This window comes from Arthrobacter sp. 2RAF6 (assembly GCF_052115205.1).
Classification (GTDB): Bacteria; Actinomycetota; Actinomycetes; order Actinomycetales; family Micrococcaceae; genus Arthrobacter.
On record NZ_JBFRGF010000026.1, the window covers coordinates 39,735 to 61,058 of the forward strand.

20 protein-coding genes and 2 pseudogenes are annotated in these 21,324 nt (G+C 63.5%); 16 read left to right on the forward strand and 6 right to left on the reverse strand.

The window, feature by feature from the left end; translation table 11 throughout:
• Positions 1 to 47: 47 nt before the first annotated feature.
• Entirely contained in the window at positions 48 to 1,046 is a 999-nt protein-coding gene (locus AB4Z38_RS17305) for an aldo/keto reductase (RefSeq protein WP_441430851.1), read from the reverse strand.
• Positions 1,047 to 1,244: 198 nt separating this feature from the next.
• On the opposite strand from AB4Z38_RS17305, the gene AB4Z38_RS17310 reads away from it, so the two are divergent.
• From AB4Z38_RS17310 to AB4Z38_RS17325, 4 genes are all read left to right on the forward strand, one after another.
• The gene (locus tag AB4Z38_RS17310) at positions 1,245 to 2,894 is read left to right on the forward strand and encodes an ATP-binding protein (RefSeq protein ID WP_441430852.1); all 1,650 of its coding nucleotides are present in this window, start codon (positions 1,245 to 1,247) and stop codon (positions 2,892 to 2,894) included.
• A complete protein-coding gene (locus AB4Z38_RS17315) occupies positions 2,891 to 3,562 on the forward strand; it encodes a response regulator (protein WP_441430853.1) in 672 nt (223 codons plus the stop codon). The genes AB4Z38_RS17310 and AB4Z38_RS17315 overlap by 4 nt, the downstream gene beginning before the upstream one ends.
• Positions 3,563 to 3,652: 90 nt before the next feature.
• Entirely contained in the window at positions 3,653 to 4,135 is a 483-nt protein-coding gene (locus AB4Z38_RS17320) for an SRPBCC family protein (protein WP_441430854.1), read from the forward strand.
• Positions 4,132 to 4,449, forward strand: coding sequence for an ArsR/SmtB family transcription factor (locus AB4Z38_RS17325; protein ID WP_441430855.1), 318 nt, complete (start codon positions 4,132 to 4,134; stop codon positions 4,447 to 4,449). Before AB4Z38_RS17320 ends, AB4Z38_RS17325 begins: the two co-directional genes overlap by 4 nt.
• A gap of 20 nt (positions 4,450 to 4,469) precedes the next feature.
• Here AB4Z38_RS17325 and AB4Z38_RS17330 read toward each other — a convergent pair whose 3' ends face one another.
• Positions 4,470 to 4,784, reverse strand: a complete 315-nt coding sequence (locus AB4Z38_RS17330) for a hypothetical protein (protein ID WP_307052708.1) — start codon at positions 4,782 to 4,784, stop codon at positions 4,470 to 4,472.
• 116 nt (positions 4,785 to 4,900) lie between these two features.
• Here AB4Z38_RS17330 and AB4Z38_RS17335 point away from each other — a divergent pair, with 116 nt between their 5' ends.
• From AB4Z38_RS17335 to AB4Z38_RS17375, 9 genes are all read left to right on the forward strand, one after another.
• Complete coding sequence (locus AB4Z38_RS17335) at positions 4,901 to 5,719, forward strand: COG4705 family protein (RefSeq protein ID WP_441430856.1); 819 nt, start codon at positions 4,901 to 4,903, stop codon at positions 5,717 to 5,719.
• 174 nt (positions 5,720 to 5,893) lie between these two features.
• A complete protein-coding gene (locus AB4Z38_RS17340; protein WP_441430857.1) occupies positions 5,894 to 7,054 on the forward strand; it encodes an extracellular solute-binding protein in 1,161 nt (386 codons plus the stop codon).
• Positions 7,051 to 8,013, forward strand: coding sequence for an ABC transporter permease (locus tag AB4Z38_RS17345; RefSeq protein ID WP_441430858.1), 963 nt, complete (start codon positions 7,051 to 7,053; stop codon positions 8,011 to 8,013). The genes AB4Z38_RS17340 and AB4Z38_RS17345 overlap by 4 nt, the downstream gene beginning before the upstream one ends.
• The gene (locus AB4Z38_RS17350) at positions 8,013 to 8,876 is read left to right on the forward strand and encodes an ABC transporter permease (protein ID WP_441430859.1); all 864 of its coding nucleotides are present in this window, start codon (positions 8,013 to 8,015) and stop codon (positions 8,874 to 8,876) included. The genes AB4Z38_RS17345 and AB4Z38_RS17350 overlap by 1 nt, the downstream gene beginning before the upstream one ends.
• 49 nt (positions 8,877 to 8,925) lie before the next feature.
• Positions 8,926 to 9,987, forward strand: a complete 1,062-nt coding sequence (locus AB4Z38_RS17355) for an ABC transporter ATP-binding protein (protein ID WP_441430860.1) — start codon at positions 8,926 to 8,928, stop codon at positions 9,985 to 9,987.
• Positions 9,984 to 11,531, forward strand: coding sequence for an inositol monophosphatase family protein (locus AB4Z38_RS17360; RefSeq protein WP_441430861.1), 1,548 nt, complete (start codon positions 9,984 to 9,986; stop codon positions 11,529 to 11,531). Before AB4Z38_RS17355 ends, AB4Z38_RS17360 begins: the two co-directional genes overlap by 4 nt.
• Complete coding sequence (locus AB4Z38_RS17365; RefSeq protein ID WP_441430862.1) at positions 11,512 to 12,363, forward strand: DUF6454 family protein; 852 nt, start codon at positions 11,512 to 11,514, stop codon at positions 12,361 to 12,363. Before AB4Z38_RS17360 ends, AB4Z38_RS17365 begins: the two co-directional genes overlap by 20 nt.
• 56 nt (positions 12,364 to 12,419) lie before the next feature.
• Positions 12,420 to 12,596, forward strand: a complete 177-nt coding sequence (locus tag AB4Z38_RS17370) for a hypothetical protein (RefSeq protein ID WP_441430863.1) — start codon at positions 12,420 to 12,422, stop codon at positions 12,594 to 12,596.
• A gap of 143 nt (positions 12,597 to 12,739) precedes the next feature.
• Positions 12,740 to 13,042 (forward strand): DUF4193 domain-containing protein, encoded by a 303-nt coding sequence (locus AB4Z38_RS17375; RefSeq protein WP_028266109.1) that lies wholly within the window; start codon positions 12,740 to 12,742, stop codon positions 13,040 to 13,042.
• Between the two features lie 138 nt (positions 13,043 to 13,180).
• On the opposite strand, the pseudogene AB4Z38_RS17380 reads toward AB4Z38_RS17375, so the two are convergent.
• Positions 13,181 to 14,739 (reverse strand): annotated as a pseudogene (locus AB4Z38_RS17380) (HNH endonuclease).
• A gap of 366 nt (positions 14,740 to 15,105) precedes the next feature.
• Here AB4Z38_RS17380 and AB4Z38_RS17385 point away from each other — a divergent pair.
• On the forward strand, positions 15,106 to 15,651 hold the full coding sequence (locus AB4Z38_RS17385) for an AMIN-like domain-containing (lipo)protein (protein ID WP_441430864.1): 546 nt from the start codon (positions 15,106 to 15,108) through the stop codon (positions 15,649 to 15,651).
• Between the two features lie 105 nt (positions 15,652 to 15,756).
• On the opposite strand, the gene AB4Z38_RS17390 is transcribed toward AB4Z38_RS17385, so the two are convergent.
• Entirely contained in the window at positions 15,757 to 17,322 is a 1,566-nt protein-coding gene (locus AB4Z38_RS17390; RefSeq protein ID WP_441430865.1) for an APC family permease, read from the reverse strand.
• 326 nt (positions 17,323 to 17,648) lie between these two features.
• Here AB4Z38_RS17390 and AB4Z38_RS17395 point away from each other — a divergent pair.
• Positions 17,649 to 17,855, forward strand: a pseudogene (locus AB4Z38_RS17395) (flagellar basal body rod C-terminal domain-containing protein); the annotation flags it as partial.
• A gap of 50 nt (positions 17,856 to 17,905) precedes the next feature.
• Here the strand turns inward: AB4Z38_RS17395 and AB4Z38_RS17400 are convergent.
• Together AB4Z38_RS17400 and AB4Z38_RS17405 are read right to left on the reverse strand one after the other, a co-directional pair.
• Positions 17,906 to 19,135: a S53 family peptidase gene (locus AB4Z38_RS17400; protein ID WP_441430866.1), complete on the reverse strand. Its 1,230-nt coding sequence runs from the start codon at positions 19,133 to 19,135 to the stop codon at positions 17,906 to 17,908.
• A 276-nt stretch (positions 19,136 to 19,411) separates the two neighbouring features.
• The gene (locus AB4Z38_RS17405; protein ID WP_441430867.1) at positions 19,412 to 20,080 is read right to left on the reverse strand and encodes a TetR/AcrR family transcriptional regulator; all 669 of its coding nucleotides are present in this window, start codon (positions 20,078 to 20,080) and stop codon (positions 19,412 to 19,414) included.
• A gap of 121 nt (positions 20,081 to 20,201) precedes the next feature.
• On the opposite strand from AB4Z38_RS17405, the gene AB4Z38_RS17410 reads away from it, so the two are divergent.
• Positions 20,202 to 21,266 carry an NAD(P)-dependent alcohol dehydrogenase gene (locus tag AB4Z38_RS17410; protein ID WP_441430868.1) on the forward strand — a complete coding sequence of 355 codons (1,065 nt, stop codon included), beginning with the start codon at positions 20,202 to 20,204 and terminating at the stop codon, positions 21,264 to 21,266.
• Positions 21,267 to 21,324 lie beyond the last annotated feature (58 nt).

A 21,324-nucleotide genomic window follows, 5' to 3' on the forward strand; every position in this document is an offset into this window, starting at 1 on the left:
ATTCCGCCTGGCTCACAGGATCCGGATGCGTGGCACCACGCGGACGCCTAAAGGTTGGTCATCCGTTCTGCGGCGTCGTTGTAGCGACCACCCTGCACCTGGATCCTGGAGGCGGCGTCCTCGATTTCGCCCAGTTCCGCGGCGGACAATTCGACGACGGAGGCACCGATATTTTCCTCCAAGCGGTGCAGCTTGCGTGTGCCGGGGATCGGGACGATCCAGGGCTTCTGCGCCAGGAGCCAGGCCAAGGCGATCTGACCCGGCGTCGCTCCCTTGCGTTGTGCGATGTTCGCGAGCAGCTCGACGACGGCGGCATTGTGCTGGAGCGCGTCCGGCGCGAACCGGGGGATGGTACTGCGGATGTCGTTGCCGGCATCGAAGCTGGTGGCCGCGGTAATGGTGCCCGTCAGGAAGCCCTTGCCGAGCGGGCTGTAGGGGACAAAACCGATTCCCAGTTCCTCGCACGCGGCCAGCACTTCCTCCTCGGGACGGCGCCACCAGAGGGAGTATTCGCTTTGGACGGCGCTCACGGTCTGGACGGCATGCGCCCGGCGAATTGTTCCCGCGGACGCTTCAGACATGCCGAAGTGCTTCACCTTTCCGGCCTCGATCAGTTCCTTGACCGCACCCGCGACGTCTTCGATGGGAACGTCGGGATCCACCCGGTGCTGATAGTAAAGGTCGATGGCCTCGACGCCGAGCCGGCGCAGGGAGCCGTCCACGACGTCCTTGATGACCTCGGGGCGGCTACTCACGCGCCCGCTCGGTTTGCGTTCGGCGGGATCGATGTCCCACCCGAACTTGGTAGCGATCACCACTTGGCCCCTGTAGGGGGCGAGGGCTTCGCCCACGAGCTCCTCGTTGGCGTACGGCCCATAGATTTCGGCAGTGTCGAAGAAGGTCACGCCCCGGTCTACGGCCGCGCGGATCAGCGAGATCATTTCCTGCCTGTCCGGCTTGTCGCTGTATCCACCGGTCATGCTCATGCAGCCCAGCCCGACGGCGGAGACCTCCAAACCGTTGGTGCCTAGTGTGCGCTTTTCCATCGTTCGTCCTCCTGTGTTGTGAAACAAGGTCCGGCCTTGCCGTCAACACTAGGGATGCGTCGGTGCGGTCAGGGAGTCCCTGTCAGTACCTCTCTCGGGACGGAGATCCCGACGACGGCGGTCCGCCGCCGTCGGGCGAGAGATAGTGGCCGTGAACTTTGTCACATAAGCTACTAAGGGAGTAGGAAGAGGTTGGCGGTGCATCCAGAGTTGCGTGGCTTGCGATTTTTCGGCGCGCGTTGGAAGGCGCGGCCCCTTGCCTCCCAGATCCTGGTGTGGTTGCTCTGCATCCTCTTTGTGACAGTGACTTTGGGCGCGCTTCTCTACACCCAGATCAGCAACCAGACCCTTGAAGACCAGTACAGGCTCCGGGCGCTGGGGATCGCGACGACGGTGGCGCAAATGCCGGAAATCGTGACGTCGCTGGGCAACGGAGACCCGACGCATTCGATCCAGGCGATTGCGACAAAAGTCCAGTCCCAGGCACAGCCGGACTACGTCGTCGTCACCGACCGGAAAGGTGTCCGGTACTCCCACCCGAATCCAAACCTCATCGGGCAGACCTTGGAAGAACCCGTAGCGGTCCTTGACGGGCAGACCCATGTCGGAATCGACAAAGGCAGCCTCGGTGACTCAGTCAACGCCAAGGCGCCGGTGCGCGCGGCCGACGGGACCGTCGTCGGGCAGGTCTCGGTGGGAATCCTGGAGACCACGGAAAGCAGCGAGCTCGCCAAACAGGTGTTGCTGATTGCCGGCTATTCAGCCGTCGTGCTCGTGATCAGCGCCATGGGTTCAGCGCTCCTGGCGCGCAGGATCAAGCGGGTCACCTTCGATCTCGAGCCGGTGGAGATCGCGTCCCTGTTGCAGGAGCGCGAAGCCTTGCTGCACGGTATCCGGGAAGCGATGATCGGGTTCGACGACGACGGCCGGGTCACCGTCATCAACTCCGAGGCGCGCACCCTGCTGCACCTGGAGGAAAACGTGCTCGGAGAGAAGATCGAGGATCTCCTGCCCGCCGGGAGGCTTCGTTCCCTGCTGACCGGCCAGATCAGCGGTACCGACCAGATCGTCATCACCGAGGACGCCTTGCTGGTGGTGAACCGGATGTCCGTTGCCTTGGCCGGGAGGAGCATAGGTTCCGTGGTCACACTGCGGGACCGCACCGAGGTTGAGGGCCTGGTGCGTGACCTTCGCTCTGTCGAAGGCCTGATGGAGGCCTTGCGCGCGCAGGAGCACGAGTACGCCAACCGCCTCCACGTGGTGGACGGGCTCCTGGAACTCGGAGACGTGGACCAGGCACGGAATTTCGTATCGCGGATTTCGGACACCTCGCGCTCGCTCGGCGAGGGCTTGCGCTCGCGGATCGAGCCGCCGGAGCTCGCGGCCCTGCTGCTCGCCAAAATCACCGTGGCTGCCGAGCAGGATGTCGAAATCTCGGTGACGGACGACTCGCAGCTGCGCCAACCGTTCCTCGAAACGCAAGCGCTGCTGACGATCGTTGGGAACCTCCTGGACAACGCCGTCGAGATCCTCGCCGAGCAACCTGCGCCCCGTGAGGTGACCATCCAGCTGGACGATTCCTCGGGCATTTTCATTTGCGTGACCGACAATGGGCCCGGCGTTCCTGCAGAATTGGTGGGCACGATCACCGCCGACGGGTTCACCACCAAGGAACCGCGGCCGGGAATGCGTCGTGGGATAGGCCTTGCGCTGGTGAGCAGGATCGTTCACCGTGCAGGGGGCACCATGGATGTTTTCCCGGGCCCCGGGGGACGCTTTGAAATCTGGTTGCCGGAACCGCACATTGAATCCGACACCCCGGTCATGACAGGAAAATCAATCGAATGATCCGGACCTTGGTGGTCGACGACGACTTCCGCGTAGCGCGCATCCATGCCAGCCGCGTGGCCAAAATCGAGGGATACGAATGCGTCGGCGAGGCCCACACCGCGGCGGAGGCCAGGGAAGCCGTGCAGCGGCTCAAACCAGACCTGCTTCTCCTCGATGTCTACCTTCCCGATGAAGACGGAATCAGTCTGTTGAGATCCCTTCAGGGAGCCGGCGAAAAGCTCGACGCCGTCATGATCACCGCCGCCCGGGACCTCGAGACCGTGCGGGCCGCCATGCGCGGGGGAGCGGTGTACTACCTCGTCAAACCGTTTGGCTTCGAGCAGTTGCAAACCCAGCTCGAGGCCTATCGGCGCTGGCGGGAGGAAGCCGAGTCACGGACCGTGGCCGACCAGGCGACCGTGGACCAGCTCTTCAGCCTGCGCCGGACGGCTCCGCCTGCCAAAGGACCCCGGCGCCTGCCACCCACCATGCAAAAAGTCCTCGATATGGTGGTTCACTCCACGGAACCCTTGGGCGCATCGGAGATTGCGGGCAGCGTCGGCATCAGCCGCCCCACGGCCCAGCGCTATCTCAGCGAACTCGAACGCAAAGGACTTGTCGACCTGCATTTGGCCTACGGCGCCACCGGGCGGCCGGTGAATACCTACCTGCCGCGCAAGGGTTGAGGACCGGCTCGATCTGCAACCTAAGGGTTGCTCTTTCGGAACGTTAATGCAACCCTGTAGTTGCAGTAACTGACTGAAAGGAACAGAATCATGACTATGACTGCAAACCAGGCCTCCGTCGTCGATGCCGGCGAATTCACCGTGAGGCGCACCATCACCATCGCCGCACCCATCGAGAAGGTCTGGGCCGCGATCACCGAGGCCGAGCACATCGCGCGGTGGTTCGGACAGACCGCCGTCCTCGACGACGTCGCGGTCGGCGCCGGCGGTGTCTTCTCTTTCGAGGGATACGGCGCCTTCCCTGTGCGGATCGAGGAGCTCGACCCACCGCGAATGATCGCCTACCGCTGGAGCAACGACGACGCGCGCGGCATCCAGCCCGCCGAAGTCGATCCTGATCGCTCGACCGTATTCCGCTTCACGCTTGAAGCGCTCGACGGCGGAACGCAGCTCACCGTCGTCGAGACCGGCTTCGACACGACGAGCGATCCCGCGTTCAACATGGAGAGCCACCGCCAGGGCTGGGACTCGGAACTCGACGAACTGGCTGCTTATGTCGAGGGTGGGTCGTGACGACGAGCACCCTGGTTCCAGTGTTCGCCGCGCTCGGAGACGAGACGAGGTGGAGCATTCTGGCTGCCCTCGGCGAGGGCGACGCATCGGCGTCGGCCCTCGCCGGGCGGCTCCCGGTCACCCGGCAAGCGATCGCCAAGCACCTCGCCGTGCTGCAGGAGGCCGGACTCGTTGAATCGCTGCGCGTCGGCCGCGAACTGCGCTACAGGGTGCTCGGCTCGCAGCTGAGCGAAACTGCGCGCAGCCTTGACCGCATCGGCGCCGAGTGGGACCGCCGCCTGGCCGCGATCAAGCGCATCGCGGAGGGACTGTAATTCTTCGACAACGGGCGCGCCTAAGTTGAGCGTCGGTTGCGCGCTTGGTGCGCCAGCTGGATGAATCCGTAGATGAAGGCGGCCTCGATGAGCACCATCAGTCCGAGCCACAGCAACTCGCCGGTGCCGATGAAGTCGATGATTCCGACGAGGACGAGAACGGTTCCGAGGACCAGCGTGTAGACGGCGAAACCAAAGGCCACCCTTGCGCTCCGCACGCCCGTCTGGAAGCCAAAACCCAAGGGTTCTCCTCCCGGATAGCCCTGGACGCGATCGTGTCCCGCGGGCTTGAGCCTGTCGAACTCATCCCAAGGATCCTGATCCTGATCGGCCATGGTTCCATTATCCCGCGAATGGGGAGGGGTTGCTCGGGGGCTTCGTTGGCGTGTCAGGGCGCGGCCCCGGGTGTCATATTCGGGAAACGCTCGGGAAAGCCCTGAACAATGGGGCCATGATGCCCGAAGAACTGACCGCTAGCCCGCGGACCAAGGACACCGTAGCTGTTGGCGAGCAACGGCAAAACGCAGTCTCCCGAGGCTCCGCCTCGAAAGTGCCCGAGGTGACCGTCCTGTTCTGGGTAGTGAAAATCCTCACCACCGGGATGGGCGAAACTACGTCCGATTTCCTTGTCCACCGATTCGAACCCGAGATCGCTTTGGGCCTCGGGCTCGCGGCATTGGTGATCTCGTTGGTCCTGCAGTTCCGGGTCCGCCGCTACATCCCCTGGGTGTATTGGACCGCCGTCGCGATGGTCAGCGTGTTTGGAACCATGGCTGCGGACGCCGTTCACGTCGGGCTTGGCGTCCCCTACCTGGCGTCGACCCTTTTCTTCACCGTGGCGCTCGCCGTCGTTTTCCTGCTTTGGCACCGGAGCGAGAAGACCCTTTCCATCCACAGCATCACCACCCGGCGTCGGGAGTCCTTCTACTGGGCCGCGGTGCTGACAACCTTCGCGCTCGGCACGGCTACCGGAGACCTGACTGCCTACTCGCTGGGCTTGGGCTACCTCGCCTCAGGCATCATGTTCGCGGTTGTCATCGCTATCCCGGCACTGGCCCACTGGCGTCGACCGCTGGCGGCGATCCCGGCGTTCTGGTGCGCGTACATCCTGACCCGGCCACTGGGGGCGTCCCTCTCTGATTGGACCGCTGTTTCCCCCGAACGCGGTGGACTCGACTGGGGCACCGGCCCCGTCAGCCTGGCCCTCGCCGCGGCGATAGCTGTCCTGGTCACGTTTATGACGATCAATTGGAAGCGAGCGCTCAAGTAGCGCGATCCGTTACCGCTCAGTTTTCGTACTGTTGTTCGTATGTCCTGACATATTTGCGTTAATTCTGTTTCCGGTTAACCACGGATTCATGGCCCATGTCCCGCACCTTCATCTTGCCCTTGGATGGTAGTTCCTGCCCTTGGGGGACTTTTCGGTTCAAGATGAAGGAACACCATGACCAACCGCTTTCTAGCAGCGGCCGCCGTCGCCGTTGTTGCAGCCACCGCTGTGACCGGCTGCGCTCAAAGCAGTACCGCTTCTGCCCAGAACAATGGCGCCAGCGCATCCCCGGACAAGACGATCACCGTCTTCATCAGCGGGGACACGAACGTCCAGAACCTGTGGGAGAAGAGCCTTGTTCCCGCCTTCGAAAAGGCCAACCCCGGCTACAACGTGAAGGTCACCCTCGATCTGCACGGCGAGCACGATGCCCAGACCCTGGCGAAACTGACCAGCGCCACGGAGCAGAACAAGGAACCTGATTTCGACCTCGTGGATGGCGGATTCGTTTCCAAGGCTTCCGCAGCCAATCTGCTGACCTCCGTGAGCTCGCAGACGATTCCGGCACTGAACGATGTCCCGCAGGACGTCATCAAGGCCGGCGGCACGGGTGGCATCCCGTACCGTGGCTCCGCGGTGCTCCTGGCATATGACACCAAGACAGTTGCCACTCCGCCGAAGACCCTGGACGATCTGCTCGCCTGGATCAAGGCAAACCCGGGCAAGTTCACCTACAACTCGCCCAAGTCGGGAGGGTCCGGCGGCGCATTCGTTGCCACCGTCTTGGACAAGTTCGTTCCCGCCGACGCCCGCGCCAAGATGGCGGTGGGCTACGAGAAGGACCTCGAGAAGTACTGGGACCAGGGCTTCGCGACCTTGAAGGACCTCAACTCGTCCGTCTTCCAGAGCGGTGTCTACCCCAACGGCAACCAGCAGACACTTGACCTGCTCGCCAAGGGACAGATTTCCATGGCCCCGGTGTGGTCTGACCAGTTCATCACCGGCTTGACCAACGGCCAGATCCCGTCCACCGTGAAGGCCACCCAGATCAGCAACCCGTCCTTCACCGGCGGTGCCGCCTACCTCGGCATTCCCAAGTCCTCGCCCCGCCAGGAAGGCGCGCTGAAGCTTGCAAACTTCGTCCTCTCGCCGGACGCGCAGACCATGATCATCAAGGAAATGTCCGGGTTCCCGGCCATCAGCCTGGACAAACTGCCGGCTGATGTGAAGGACAAGTTCAAGGACGCAGACACCAACAACCTGCGCAAGGGCTACTTCGACCAGATGGGCAAAGACCTGAACAACCTCTGGGACCAGAAGGTTCCCGGCCAGTGACAACCACGCTTCAAAAGCCGGCGGAACTGAAACAAACAGTTCCGCCGGCTGGTGCCACCCGCCCCAAGCGACTGGGCCAGCGCGCCGTCGGGTTCTTCATGGCCCTCCCGCCGATCCTGCTGATCGCACTCTTCGTCGGCTTCCCGATCGTGCTCGCCTTCGGCTTCAGCATCGGCCTGACCGGCGGCTTGAACCACACCATCGCCACCATTGGCCAGAACGTGCACGAGGCAGACGCCTGGTGGGGAACCCTGGCCGCGTACCAAGAGATGTTCACCAACAAGCGTTTCCTCGGAGACCTTCTCGTCACGGTCATCGTGACTCTGGTGAGCACGGCAACGGTGATCTTCCTGGCCCTAGGCATTGGGCTCTATCTCAAGCTCAAGGGTGGTCGAATGGCCCGCCTCCTCTCCGGACTGGCGATCGTGCCGCTCTTCATCCCGGTGGTCATCGCCTCGTGGGCGATCCTGACGTTTTACTCCGGCACGGGTTTCCTGCGGAGCGTCTTTGCCCTCTTCGGGCTTGACTTCCCCGTGTGGGCGTTCACCATGGTCACGGTCATCATCGGCTCGGTCTGGACATCCCTGCCTTTCGCCGTGCTCATGATTTCCTCCGGACTGCAGTCCGTGCCGAACGCCATGATCGAAGCAGCCCGCGACGCCGGTGCCGGCTCCTTGCGCACGATCGTCTCAGTGATCGTTCCCATGGCCGCCGTTCCCATCATCATCGCGACGACGTTTACGGCAATAGGAATTGTTGGATCGTTCACGGTTCCGTACTTCACCGGGCCCAATTCACCGAACATGCTCGGAGTGGATATGTCCAACTACTTCTCCGCCTTTAACCAACCCCAGCAGTCGGCGGTCATGGCCTTCACTGTCTTCCTGATTGCCTCCGGAATCGCCGCGCTCTACGTGTGGGCAAACTTCCGTTCCGCCAAGGAACAGGGGAAAGTCTGATGGCTATCACTACCGCTTCCACCTCTGCTTCCCGCACCCGCCGGCCCCTCACCCTGGACTCGATTGTCCGCCGTGTGCTGGTGGGCCTGTTCGTGGTGCTCATGGTCGTCTTCATCCTGGGGCCCGTGCTCTGGCTGGGCGTCCGCGCCTTCGCCGGTAACTGGACCTTCCCTAATCTCCTTCCCGACGACTGGACGTTGCGCTGGTGGCAGGTTGTCGTCAACGACGGCGCGCTCGGCATCGCAGTGCAGAACTCCTTGTTCTTCGCCCCTTTGACGGTGCTTGTGTCTGCGATCATCTGTTTGCCCGCGGCCTACGCCTTTGCCCGCTTTGATTTCCCCGGACGCCGCTTCTTCCTGATCAGCCTGTTCGCGACCAACGCGTTTCCCAAGATGGGTCTGTTCGTCACCCTTGCGGCGCTCTTCTACGCCTTGAACTTGATGAACACCGTGCTGGGAATCCTGGTGGTGCACGTGCTGGGCACGGTGGTCTTCATGACGTGGATTCCGGCGGCAGCGTTCGCTGCCGTGCCGCGAAACCTGGAGGAAGCAGCCCGCGACGCCGGAGCCTCCAAAGTGCGCGTGTTCGCCTCCGTGACGCTCCCCATGGCGCTGCCCGGAATTATCGTCGCGGCCGTGATGTCCTTTCTGGCGTCCTTCGACGAAGCACAAGGAACGTACTTGGTGGGTGCGCCGGCCTTCATGACCATGCCCACCCAGATGTACAGCCTCGTGTTGAACTACCCCACCCAGGTGGCTGCCGTCTTCTCGATCCTGCTGGCCATCCCCTCCGTAGCCCTCATGCTCGCGGCGCACAAGCACATCCTCGGCGGCCAGCTCGCCGAAGGCTTCCAGATCAAATAGCGCCCCGCGCTCAACGTCAGACAGAGAACCCATGACAATTCATGAACCATTGACTGAACCACCCGCCAGCACAACAAAGCCGGGAACTCCGGCGTCGGGCGGTGGCCTGGCCATCCGCGGCCTCCACAAGATCCTCGGCGGCCGCACCATCATCGACAACCTCGATCTGTCGGTAAAGGAGGGCGAATTGGTGTCCCTGCTGGGGCCCTCCGGCTGCGGCAAGACAACGACGCTGCGCATGATCGCCGGCTTCCTCGAGCCGGACTCCGGCTCCATCGAGGTGGAGGGCCAGGAAGTCTCCCACTTGGGCGCGGAGAACCGCCCGAGCGCCATGGTGTTCCAGAACTACGCGCTGTGGCCTCACATGACCGTGGCCAAGAACGTCGGCTTCCCGCTGAAGCTCCGCAAGATGTCCAAGGCCGAGATCAAGGACAGGGTGGAAGCCGTCCTGGAGTTGGTCAGTCTTTTGCACCACAAGGATTCCAAGCCCGCCCGCATTTCCGGCGGCGAGCAGCAGCGCGTGGCTTTGGCCAGGGCACTCGTCCAGGAGCCGAAGCTCTTGCTCCTCGACGAACCCTTGAGCAACCTGGACGCGAAACTGCGCGTCAAAGTGCGTGAAGACATCCGCAAGATCCAGCAGGAACTGGGCATCACCACCGTCATCGTCACGCACGACCAGGAAGAGGCAATGTCCATGTCCGACCGCATCGCCGTGATGAATGCGGGCAAGATCGAGCAATACAGTACCCCGGAGGCGCTCTATGCCCGCCCGGAAACCGAGTTTGTGGCCACCTTCATCGGCAGCATGAACCGCATTGAAGGCTCACTCAACAACGGACTCATCTCCGAGGGCCCGGACATTCTCGGGATCCGGCCCGAGGACGTCATCCTGGCAGACGCGCCCTTCGCAGGTGCGGTCCCGGCGACCGTTGAGAGGGTCGTCCCCCGCGGGCACTTCCAGGAAGTGTACGTGCGCAGGGCCGACGCCCAGCTCCGCAGCTTTGTGAGCGGCGCCCTCATGCAGCCAGGTCAACAGACATATGCGGGGATCCGCAAGGCCATGACCTTCCGCGACGGACGCCTGGTAGCAGAGGCGGGTGCCGTACTTTGAGCAACACCATTGACACCAAAAGGACCCGCGCCACGGCCCATCGGGGCGATTCCAGCAAACACCTTGAGAACACGCTGCCCGCCATCGCCTCAGCCATCGACGCGGGTGCGGACCTCGTGGAAGTGGACGTCCGGGTAACGAAGGACGGGCAGGTGATCCTGCTCCACGATGCCTCGTTGCTCAGGATCTGGAGCCTCGATGCCGACGCGTCAGACGTCGACTATGGCCGGATCAGGCAACTAGGCGCGGGCGAGGAACGAATTCCGCTGCTTTCCGAAGCCCTCGAACTTTTCCGCGGCAGCCGGTCAACCTTGCTCATCGACATGGACGAGCCCGGCCCCGCGGAGGCGGCCGCCGCCGTCGTACGCCAAAGCGGGATCGACGTGGCCTGGTGCGGGAACCTCGACGGAATGCGGACCATCCGTGCCCTCGACCAGGATGCCCGGATCTGGCTGCCCTGGAGCAAACGGACCGCTCCGCCCGAAGAGCTGTTTACCGAACTAAGTCCCGAGTTCGTCAATTCCGAGCACGTGGTTCTCAGCAAGGACATGGTCGAACAGATCCACGCCGCGGGCGCCAAAGTTGCGTGCTGGACCGTGGACGACCTGGAATCCATGCGTTGGGCTTTGGGACTTGGCGTGGACTCGATTACGAGCAACCAACTGGATTTGTTGCAAAGCGCCATCGCTGAAGACCCGCAGGCGTGGGCTTCGGCCCAGGCTCCCGGGGGACTTGCCGGAGACGAGGTACTTGAGTCCCGGAAAGTCGCGTTGGAACTGGCCGAATGGGCCGTCGGGTACATGCGCGACGCCGATCGCGGACAGGTTTCGACCAAGGCGCACCCTGCCGATCTGGTCACGGAAGTCGATGTCGCCGTCGAACGCTATGTCCGCGAAGTGATTGCCGCCCGACTTCCCGGCCACACGGTGGTAGGCGAGGAAATGGGCGGAGTCGCCGTGCCCGGCGCACCGTGTTGGTACCTTGATCCCGTCGACGGGACCACCAACTACGTGAACCACATTCCCTGGACGGCGTTCTCGCTTGCCTTGGCTGTGGACCGCAAACCCGCGGTGGCCGTCGTCGCAGATCCCTGGCGTGGCGAGATTTTCGAGGGGTGGGCCGGTCATGGTGCCTGGCTGAACGGAAAGCCGCTTTCGCTGGCTCCTGCGGAAGTTTCGACGGCGGCCCTGGCCGGAACGGTGGTGGCGACCGAACTCGCCGGGCACTTGCCGTGGCCCGGAATGCTGGAACTGCTCGCCGAGCTCGGCGAACGGCACAGCATCATGCGGATCATGGGTTCGGCCACCATGACGGTGGTGGGTGTAGCGGCCGGACGTGGTGCGGGGGCAATCATCGGGAGTTTCAGCCCGATCGACCACCTGGCCGCGACGCTCGTTGTTCAAGAGTCCGGGGGCATCGTCCTCAATTCCGAAGGCGAGATGGACACGTTCCCGGAACAGGGCGGGGTGCTTGCTGCCCGTCCGGAATACTCTGCCGAACTTTACGAACTGTGGAGCCAGGCACATGCCGACGCCGGCAAGTGAGCTCCTCGCCGACTCTATTTCCGGCCTTGACCGGCGGAGCCGCTTCGGACTGGTTAAGGAGATCCCCCTCGACTTTCCGACGCACCACCCGCAGGGCATGGCCTTCGCCAGAGGGCTGACGTTCTTGTCGTCCGTTGAGATCCTCGAAGCGCCGCGCCCTGCGGCGGATCCGGCGCGGCGCACTCCCGGGCGGGGAAGCGGGCACGTCTTCGTCCTCGGCGAGGGCGGCGAATTGATCCGCGATATCCCGGTTGGCGCGGGCAGCGTCTACCACCCGGGCGGTATCGATTTCGACGGCGACCACGTGTGGGTTTCCGTTGCTGAGTACCGCGCCGGGAGCAGAAGCATCGTCTATACGATCGAGCCGGACACCTTTGAGGTCCGCGAGCGGTTCCGCGTGGATGACCACGTCGGTTGGATCCTCCGCGACCCCGGACTGGACCTGGTGTTCGGCGGAAGCTGGGGTTCCCGGCAGCTCTTCACCTGGGATACGGACGGCCGCCTGGTGGATCAGTGGGAGAACCCCGACCACTTCGTCGACTACCAGGATGCCCAACTCCTGGGTCCGGGCCTCCTGCTGTGCAGCGGGATTTCCCTGTTGCTGCAGGCCAATGGCACTGCCCTTGAACTCGGGGGACTGGCCCTGGTGGAGCCGCTACGGAAAAGGATCGCTTGGGACGTGCCCATCAGCGCGTTCAGCGGTGCCGGCCACGTCATCACACGCAATCCTGTCACCGTCACCGCAGATGAATCCGGGCTGCTGATTCACGCGGCGCCGGATGACGGCGACGACGACGGCGGCACACGGATACTGAGCTACAGGATCATTTAACACGGCCGTGACAGACCGGAAACCGGTCCTGAACGGGGCCTCGATACCGTGGCCGCATGATCGTATCCATTATGTCCAAGGTGAGCGCCTGGATCGAAGCTGCCTACTTCTACGACGCCGCCGAGCTGGGGGCTTCCGGAGCCACTGAAACCACCCGGTACGGTTGGCTCCCGGCCCTCAGCGGCGTGGCCATTGCCGACGCCCAGGCCAGGAAAATCCGCGCTATGGAGTAGTTAAAACCCCGGGATTCCGGGGTTTTCACTTAGCCAAATGTCTTGTTGAACACACTATTCGTTGATGGCGTGTACTATGCCCTAAACTGCTTCACTGAGGTGCCTGAAATGGCACTATGCAGCAACGAAAGTGAACCACAACAATGGCTACCGATTACGACGCCCCACGCAAGACCGAAGAAGAGTCTCCCGCCGAATCGCTCGAGGCCCTTCAGGCGTCGCGCGGCTCCGGTGCCCAGACTGCTGTCATCGACGTCGACGAGAACGACACAGCCGAGGGCATTGACCTTCCGGGCGCCGATCTGTCCGGCGAAGAACTGACTGTCATCGTTGTCCCGGAGCAGTCCGATGAATTTACGTGTTCATCGTGCTTCCTGGTCCGTCACCGGTCGCAGATCGCACTGGAAAAGAACGGCCTCAAGTACTGCCGCGACTGCGAAGGCTAAACCCCGCACGCAAAGCAGCCCCGCCCGACTGGAATCCAGCAACACCAAACCAGCCGGGCGGGGCTTTTGCTTGCCTGCGGGAGCCAGCGCTCCGGCGACGCGGCTAGCCCTTCGCCGGGGTCGTGGTCGCGTGGGTGCTCACGCGGCGGCTTGTAGTTCGGTGACGCGGGCGTATTTGAGGGCCTTGGCGTGGTGGCGTAGTTTGCGCCGGTGCTGTCTGGAGTGTGGTGCCGCGGTATCGGGTGGGTCTGTGCTGCTTGACCCTGTGCCTGGTGGATTGCTGCCTGGCGGCCCGGTTCCGGGTAGGGGTGGGGCTGTTGATTGGTAGGTGTGTCCGGTGGGGGTGCGGATGTCGAGGACATGCCGTGTCCCGGGGCCGGTTTGTGCTGTCCGGGTTTGTGCTGTCCGGGTTTGTGCTGTCCGGGTTTGTGCTGTCCAGCCGGGGAGTTCTTTGGTGTGGTTGCAGGCTTCGCATAGCCCCGTCCCGTTGGCCAGGCTGGTGGTGCCGCCGTGGTGCCAGGGGATGATGTGGTCGATGTGCCTGATCGGTGCGTCGCAGTAGGGCGTGCGGCAGGTGTCGTCGCGGGCTTGGATGAAGCGCCGCAGCGCGGGCGGGAAAAGCCGCGCCCTTGAGTCGGCGGCGACGAGGTCCCGGTTCCGGGGGCGGTGTAGAGGCGCCGGAGCCAGAGCTTGAGTTCTTGGCCGGCTTCGGCTATGCCGTGGTTCCGGGCGAGCAGTGTCCTGGCCCAAGCTGCGGGCACGATGCCGTAGCCGGGGAGCCGGGCCGGTTCGGCATCGCCCTGGAACAGGGTGCGGTCGGTCATGACGAGCTGAACCTCGATCCCGCTGATCCCTGCGGGGGTGCCGGTGACGCGTTCGACCAGGGTGTCGGCCATGACCTGCCCCCGGGACCGGGTCTCCCCGGAGGGGCGGAGGGTGTCGGCGTGCCGAGACAGGGCCGCGTGCACGGCGACGCCTTGGGCGACGGGGAGCAGGGCGGTGAGGTAGGCCATCGTGTCCGGTGCCGGGCGGAGGCTGACGTGCCGTTCGGCGGCGGCGTGGCTGGCGCGCTGGGTGACCGAGCGGGGGTCCCGCCGGTAGGCCGCGGTCCGGGCCGCGGCGATGATGGCCTTGTCTCCGGCGCCGTCGAAGGTTCCGGTGTCGGCGGCGAGTTCCTCGTCCACGGCGGAGCGGTCTTCGGCGTTCAGGCAGGCCGTTTCCTTCACCAATAACGTGGCACGCCATTCGTTCAGCTGCCCGGTGTCCAGGGCGGCGAGGGTGTGCGGCATTTCCGTGACGAGGGCCTTCGACAGTCCAAAGAGCCGGGATCCGCGGGCGGGGGATTCCCGCCGGGCCAAGGCAATCTGGGCTCCGACGCCGCGCCCGCGTTCCTCGGCCGGAACACCCAGCTCTTTCTCGGCGCTGCGCTGGGCGGCATCGAACGCGACGGCGATCCTCGCCTGCGCCCCCGCGGCCGCGGACTTCAGATCCTCAAGGGCACGCAACTGGCCAATCAATTCCGTGCGGTCAATTAGTTCGGCGCGCTCGGCAAGTCCGGTGCCGCCGGCTTCGGGCCGGAACGAGGCAACGGCATCGATCAAATCCCGCACCCGGATGCCCGGCACGGCAGCATCCGGAACAGCGCCGCCCGAGGGCGCGCCCGATCCGATCAGCTGTGTTCCCCGGTTCCCGGTCATAAACCAAGCATTTCAGGGACCTACGACATTATTAGGCCGAAGGAACCAACCCGATCGAAAGAACCTAGAAAATTAGAAGAAATTTGTTGGGACAGGCTATCGATAGTGATTCTGGTTTGTCCGTACTTGCACCGCGCAGAAGCCACCGCTCCGGCGTCGTTATCCGTGATAACGAACGGAGGCGCGAAACGGCCCCGAAACCCTGTAAAACCGCGGAAACCAGGCGGCTGAATCACGTCCTCGTGACCCTTCGCGAGGTCCGCTAACAGTTGGGCGCCGAAGCGGATACGAAGCTCCTGAAAGGGCCCCGACGCTCTTACGCTTGAGGTATCGGATCGCTCAAATATTCAAGGGGAGAGGGCCCTGGTGAGAAAGTTTCATGCGTGGTTGGCGGCCTTGGTAGTGGCCGCCGGGCTTGGTCTCGTGGCTCCGGGGGCGGCGTCCGCAGAGCCGTATTGCGGGATCGTATGGGGATCGTTGGCGAAGTCCAACCCGGCGCTGACCCAGGCACAAGTGGTGAATGTCAGGACGGGCCAGCAAATCTGCTTTGACCGCCTGGTGATCGACCTGAACGGTGCTGTTGCCGGCTATTCAATCCGCTACGTTCCGCAGGTACTGCACGACGGCTCTGGACTTCCGGTCGAGCTGAGGGGCAACGCGTTCCTGCAAGTCACGGTCAACGCCCCCGCGTACAACTCCGGCGGCAATGCCACGTATAACCCGGCCGACAAGAACGAGCTGACGAACGTCTCGGACTACAAGACGTTCCGGCAGGTGGCTTACGCGGGCAGCTTCGAGGGATACACGAGCCTTGGCCTGGGTCTTCGCGCCCGGCTTCCCTTCAGGGTCTTCACGTTGGCTGGTCCGGGAACGGGTTCGCGCCTGGTGATCGACGTCGCCCACATGTGGTGAGCGGCCCGCCGGAACGCAAGCCACCCTTCACACCACAGAAGCCCTGCTCCGGGTGATTCCGGAACAGGGCTTCTGCGGCACTGAAGGCTTCTGCCGCGCGGAGGGCTACTCGGGAACCACGAGTGCCGGAGTGTCCTTGCGGAGGGTCTCGCCGCGGAAGAAGCCGGGGCGGACGCGGGCCATGACCACCATCACGACTGCTCCGAGGGCCAGAATGCCCACGCCGATGATGAACACGAGGCCGACGCCGAAGATCTCGGAACCGCTGCCGAAGTCCGGAGACCAGCTGTCCACCGCCGTCTGGATGAAGACGAGGGTCAGGACGACGCCACCGATCACCGGGAAGAGCAGGCGCATGAAGAAGTTGCGGACGCCGCTGAACACGCTGTGCCGGAAGTACCAAGCGCAGGCAAAAGCGGTCATTCCGTAGTAGAAGCAGATCATCAAGCCCAGGGCAAGGATGGTGTCATTGAGGACGTTCTCGCTGACTACCTTCATGATGGCGTAGAACCCTCCGGAGATAGCCCCGGCAACGATGGTTGCATAGCCCGGAGAACCGAAGCGCTTGCTCACGGTGGAGAACTTCTGCGGAAGGGCGCCGTAGTGACCCATGGCGAGCAGGCTACGGGCGGGGGAAGCCATGGTGGACTGCAGGGACGACGCGGTGCCTGCGAGTACGGCCAATGACATCAGGATGGCCAAGGGACCCATGACGGGGGAAGCCAACGCGGCGAAGATATTGGACTGGTTGTCCGGGTTGTTGAGGCCGATGCCGTCGCCACCAACGCCTGCGACCATCATCGTTGCGACGATCACTGCGACGTAGAGTCCCAGGACGGCGATCGCCGTGGTGGTTCCGGCCTTGCCGGCAGTGCCCTTGCCGCCCTTGGTCTCTTCATTGACCGTCAAGCAGACGTCCCAGCCCCAGTAGACGAAGACCGCCAGGGACATGCCGGCAGCGAACTGCTCGAAGCTGCTGATTTTCGTGGGGTCGAACCAGTCCCAGCTGAAGGCGATTGCCGTGGGGGTGTCGCCGGAGGAGGCGTGGGTGAGGGCCATGACGATGAACACGCCCAAGACCACTACCTGGAATCCCACCATGGCGTACTGGACGAGTTTGGTGGCGTGGAGGCCTCGGTAGCTGACCCAGACAGCCAGCGCCACGAAGGCAAGGCATGTGGCGATGTTCAAGGCCTTGTTGGTGGTGAGGTCGGCAAGATCGGGATTGCCGAAAACCTGGGCGAGGAAGAGGTAGAAGAAGTCCACCGCGACGCCTGCCAGGTTGGAAAGGACGATGATGTTGGCGGCCAGCAGCCCCCAGCCGCCCATCCATCCGATGAACGGGCCGAAGGCCTTGGTGGCCCACGTGAAGGTGGTGCCGCTGTCGGGAGAGTCTGCGTTGAGCTCCCGGTAGGCGAATGCCACGAGGATCATCGGGATGAAGGCGACGATGAAGATAGCAGGCAGTTGCAGGCCCACCGCGTTGACCGCCGGGCCCAGTGAGCTGGTCAGGCTGTAGGCGGGTGCCACGGAGGAAATACCAAGGACGACGACGGCGAGGAGCCCCAGCTGCCCCGTCTTGAGTCCTTTGCCGCTGATGCCGTGTTCGGTGCCGGCGGGATCGTGGGCCTCCACGGTCTTCCTTGTGCTTGGGCGGGTTATTTGAGTCATGTGCTTGGCTCTTTCTAGATGGCCGAGAGGTGTCGCTGGGTGATGCCGGGGCATCCGGTCATGCAGATTGTTCTCTAGTGAGACGGGAGTCACTAAATGAATGACGTTCATTTAGTATGAACGCGGACAAGCCCTGGCGCAAGTGTTATTCCCAAACAATTTTGGTTCGGGGTTGATCATCTGAGCGGGCGTCTGCCGGAAACGGCCCAAAGGTGAGCGAGGTTGACCACTATCAGGGTGTTTGCGAGCTCAGCCCAGTCCGGGCCCAGATCCTCCAGTGTTGTTCGGGTAAGGGCTGGCGCATAGGGCCCTTGCGCGCTTCACCAACCGCCAACTCGGGCGCGGCCCAGTTGGGCGCCCCGGGCGACGCCGGACTCGGTACCTTGACTGCCTGGGCCCTGTAGATGTCCAACGTGGACCTCTCCCAGGAATTCACCAACCTCATCGTGCCCCAGCGCGGCTTCCAGGCGAACGCCCGCATCATCACGACCTCGGACAAGGTTTTGCAGGAGCTGACGAACCTGAAGCACTAGGGCTTGGGGGTGCTTGGCGTGACGCTGCCCATCCGTCATTGCGGCATGCGTTAGAGTCCGGCGACCCCGTTCGGAGTGCCGACGCCCGTGGGTCCGTCCCATCCGGCGCCGGAGAGGCACCATTGGCTCGTGGAACAGCTGCCCGTTGAACCCGAGGCGACGTCATTGAATTTCCCTGAGTTTGTGTACGGGAGGGAGTTGGCCAGCGTCGTGGAGCCGCCCGAGTTTCCGGAAAGCGCATACATGGCCGCGATCAGGGGTGAAGACAGGCTCGTGCCTCCATACTGGGCCCATGACGAGGTGGTGCTGCTACTCGGCGCATAGACTGCCAATCCGGTCTGCGGATCTGCGACGGCGGCGACGTCTGCTGAGGCGCGCTTTCCGCACCCCGTGCCGAACGTGGCCGCTGCCGGCAACGCGGCATTGACACTTGAGCAGCCTGATCCCGAGCCGGACCAGGCAGACTCACCCCACCCGCGTGTACTGGTGTTCTTCACCAAGGATGTGCCTCCCACCGCGGTGACGTAACTCGAGGAAGCGGGGTAGGACGAGCCGGAGTACCCGTTGTCACCGGTTGACGCCGTCACGGCGATGCCCGGGTGGTTGTAGTACGCGCCGTAGCTGGAGTCTGCCGAATCCCCGCCGCCGTAACTGTTGGAAATCGCGACGACCCCTGGCTGTTTGGCGGCCGTTGCCACGGCTGTACCAAGATTGGTGATACTGGCTGTTGTCGCTTGCACCACGAGGATCTTGCAGTCCGGGCAGGCTGCCGAGACGGCGTCGACGTCGAGGGCGGTTTCGTCGGCCCAGCCGGAATTGAACCTGGGCAGCTTGTTGCCGCCGTTTTGGTCCTTAATAGTGAGGCAGCCGTTGCTGACCGTGCATGCCGGAAGGCCGAACTGTGAGCGGTAGACGCCGAGATCGCGTTCAAGGTTCGGATACCCATAGGCATCTACGACTGCGACGGTTCGGCCGCCGGACGTGAGGCCTGTGATGTTGTACGCGCTCTGTATATCCGCAGGGGTCTTGCCGGTGGCGGGTGGCGTGCTCGAAGCAGGCTTGGATTGTCGTCCTTGCGCCAGCGCCGTAGCCGGGGCCATTGAATCATCGACGTATTTGAGCGCAAAACACGACGCATCGCCGCTTGGGACATCGGGGCATACCCTCTCCGCATGCCAATTGGCGGACGGAGATGGTTGAGCAACTGCCGCCGGTACCGTCGCTGAGAGCGCACTCATCAACAGCAGCAACGCCCCGGAAACGCTAAGAATCTTCTTCACGAAACCTCCCTGAGGATCAATAAGATCCGCGGTGGCAAAACAGCCAACGCGGCGCGACCAGCTTTGCACCAAACACCACACTTGTCACCCACGTCACATCCGCCCCCGCGGCCGACAGCTCGGCCAAAAGATTACCGGTGGTTAGCGTGATGAGGGCTGTGGATGTGTTCGCGGTGGAAGCCGAGCCCGGCGACCCGGCCCAGGAGCCGTTTGAGCGGTGGCACGTGAACCAGTGCCAGGATCGGGCGAGTTTCGGATTCGCCGGGCATCTCTAGCTCACCTCATCGACCGGGTGAGGCCGTCGAGGATGAGGTTTAGCCCGAAGTCGAATTCGTCCCCGAAGTCGTAGCCGGGCTTGAGGACGTGTTCGGTGGCAATCTCCATCATGTGGGGGTATTGCCCGGTCGAAAAGCGTTCAACGATCGGCGCTGTGATCTCCGAGGCGGTGTCCCGGCCGTCAAAAGGCAGGGCGGCTTCCTGTAGCGCGAATCCGTAGATGTAACTGTCGAGCAGGGCGTAGGCATGGGCTGTCATTTGAACGGAAAAGCCCGCTGCCCTCAAAGTCGCCAGCGTCGCTTCGTGATGGCGCAGGTTCGCTTCGCCTGGGGAAGAACGGCTCTCCAACAGACCGACCGCCCACGGATGGCGTTTGAGCGCGCTGCGCACTGCGTGCGCCCGTCGGTACATTTCCTCCCGCCAATCGCCCTCGGGGGAGGGTGATTCGATTTCGCTGAAGACCATGTCTACGATGCCGTCCAGAATCTCATCCTTATTGGCCACGTAGTAATAGAGCGACATGGGTTTGGTTCCCATGCTCTGGGCGAGCGAGCGGATGGTCAGCGCTGCGATTCCGGACTCGTCGGCGAGTTCCACAGCGCAGCCGAGCACCCTTTCGCGGCTCAGCGGAAGGCGCCGCTGCGGGAGGGGCCGTGCAGTGTCCGGCATTGTGACTCCTTGGGCTCTAGCGATTTAGTACAGGGCTCTAGCGATTTAGTACATTGTACGATAATCTTTTTAGTACAGCGTACGAAAAGCTGCACACCCCATTGACTGGAAAGGAACGGCCATGACCTCTGCTCAGCATGCTGCGGAGACTCCGATTTCGGGCGGTTCGCCCGCGGCGCAGCCGGATGCGTCGGTCACGATGCGAGCCATCGTGCAGGAGGCTTACGGTTCCGCCGACGTCCTGCACATGGCGCAGATCCCCACGCCGAAGATTGCCGAAAACGAGGTGCTGGTTCGGGTCCATGCCGCAGGCCTGGACCGGGGAACCTGGCATGTAACCCGGGGCCTGCCCTACGCGCTGCGCCTGGCCTTCGGCATCCGAGCCCCGAAAAACCCCGTCCCCGGTCTTGACTTGGCCGGCACGGTCATGGCGGTCGGAGCGGCAGTGACCCGGTTCGCCGTCGGCGACCACGTCTTCGGCGTCGGGAAGGGCACTTTCGCTGAGTACGCGACGGCCCGCGAAAGCCAGCTCGCGCTCAAACCGGCGAACATCAGTTTCGAACATGCCTCGGTGGTCCCCGTTTCCGCTTGCACTGCGCTGCAGGCTCTGCGCGCCGCGGGCCAGATAGCGCCGGGACACAAGGTGCTAATCCTTGGCGCCTCTGGGGGAGTGGGCAGTTACGCTGTTCAGCTCGCCAAAGCGGCCGGGGCCGAGGTCACGGGCGTTTGCAGTACGGCCAAGATGGACCTCGTGCGCTCGCTCGGCGCCGCTCACGTCCTCGACTACACGAAGCAGGACTTCGCCGACGGCACAGAACACTACGATCTGATCCTGGATATCGCCGGGAACCCCACACTGGCTCGCCTCCGCCGGGCACTCACCCCTGCCGGCACGGCCGTTATCACCGGCGGCGAAGAAGGCGGCTCCTGGACAGGCAGTATCGACAGGCAATTCAGGGCACTGGCGCTGTCCCCGTTCATCAGCCAGCGGCTGACAACGGTCATGGCGACGCAAGGCGTTGCAGACCTCGAATACCTTGCCGGGCTCATCGACGCCGGAACCCTCACCCCTACTGTCGACCGCAGCTATCCGCTGGAGCAGGTTCCGGAGGCCATGCGCTATTTCGACGCCGGCAAAGTGCGGGGGAAAATCGCGGTCACCATCAAAGGCATCCACGGCAGCTGAAACAGGCACTGGCAGTACAGGGTATGACAGGCACTCCCACGCGGACGCGGGGACTGGT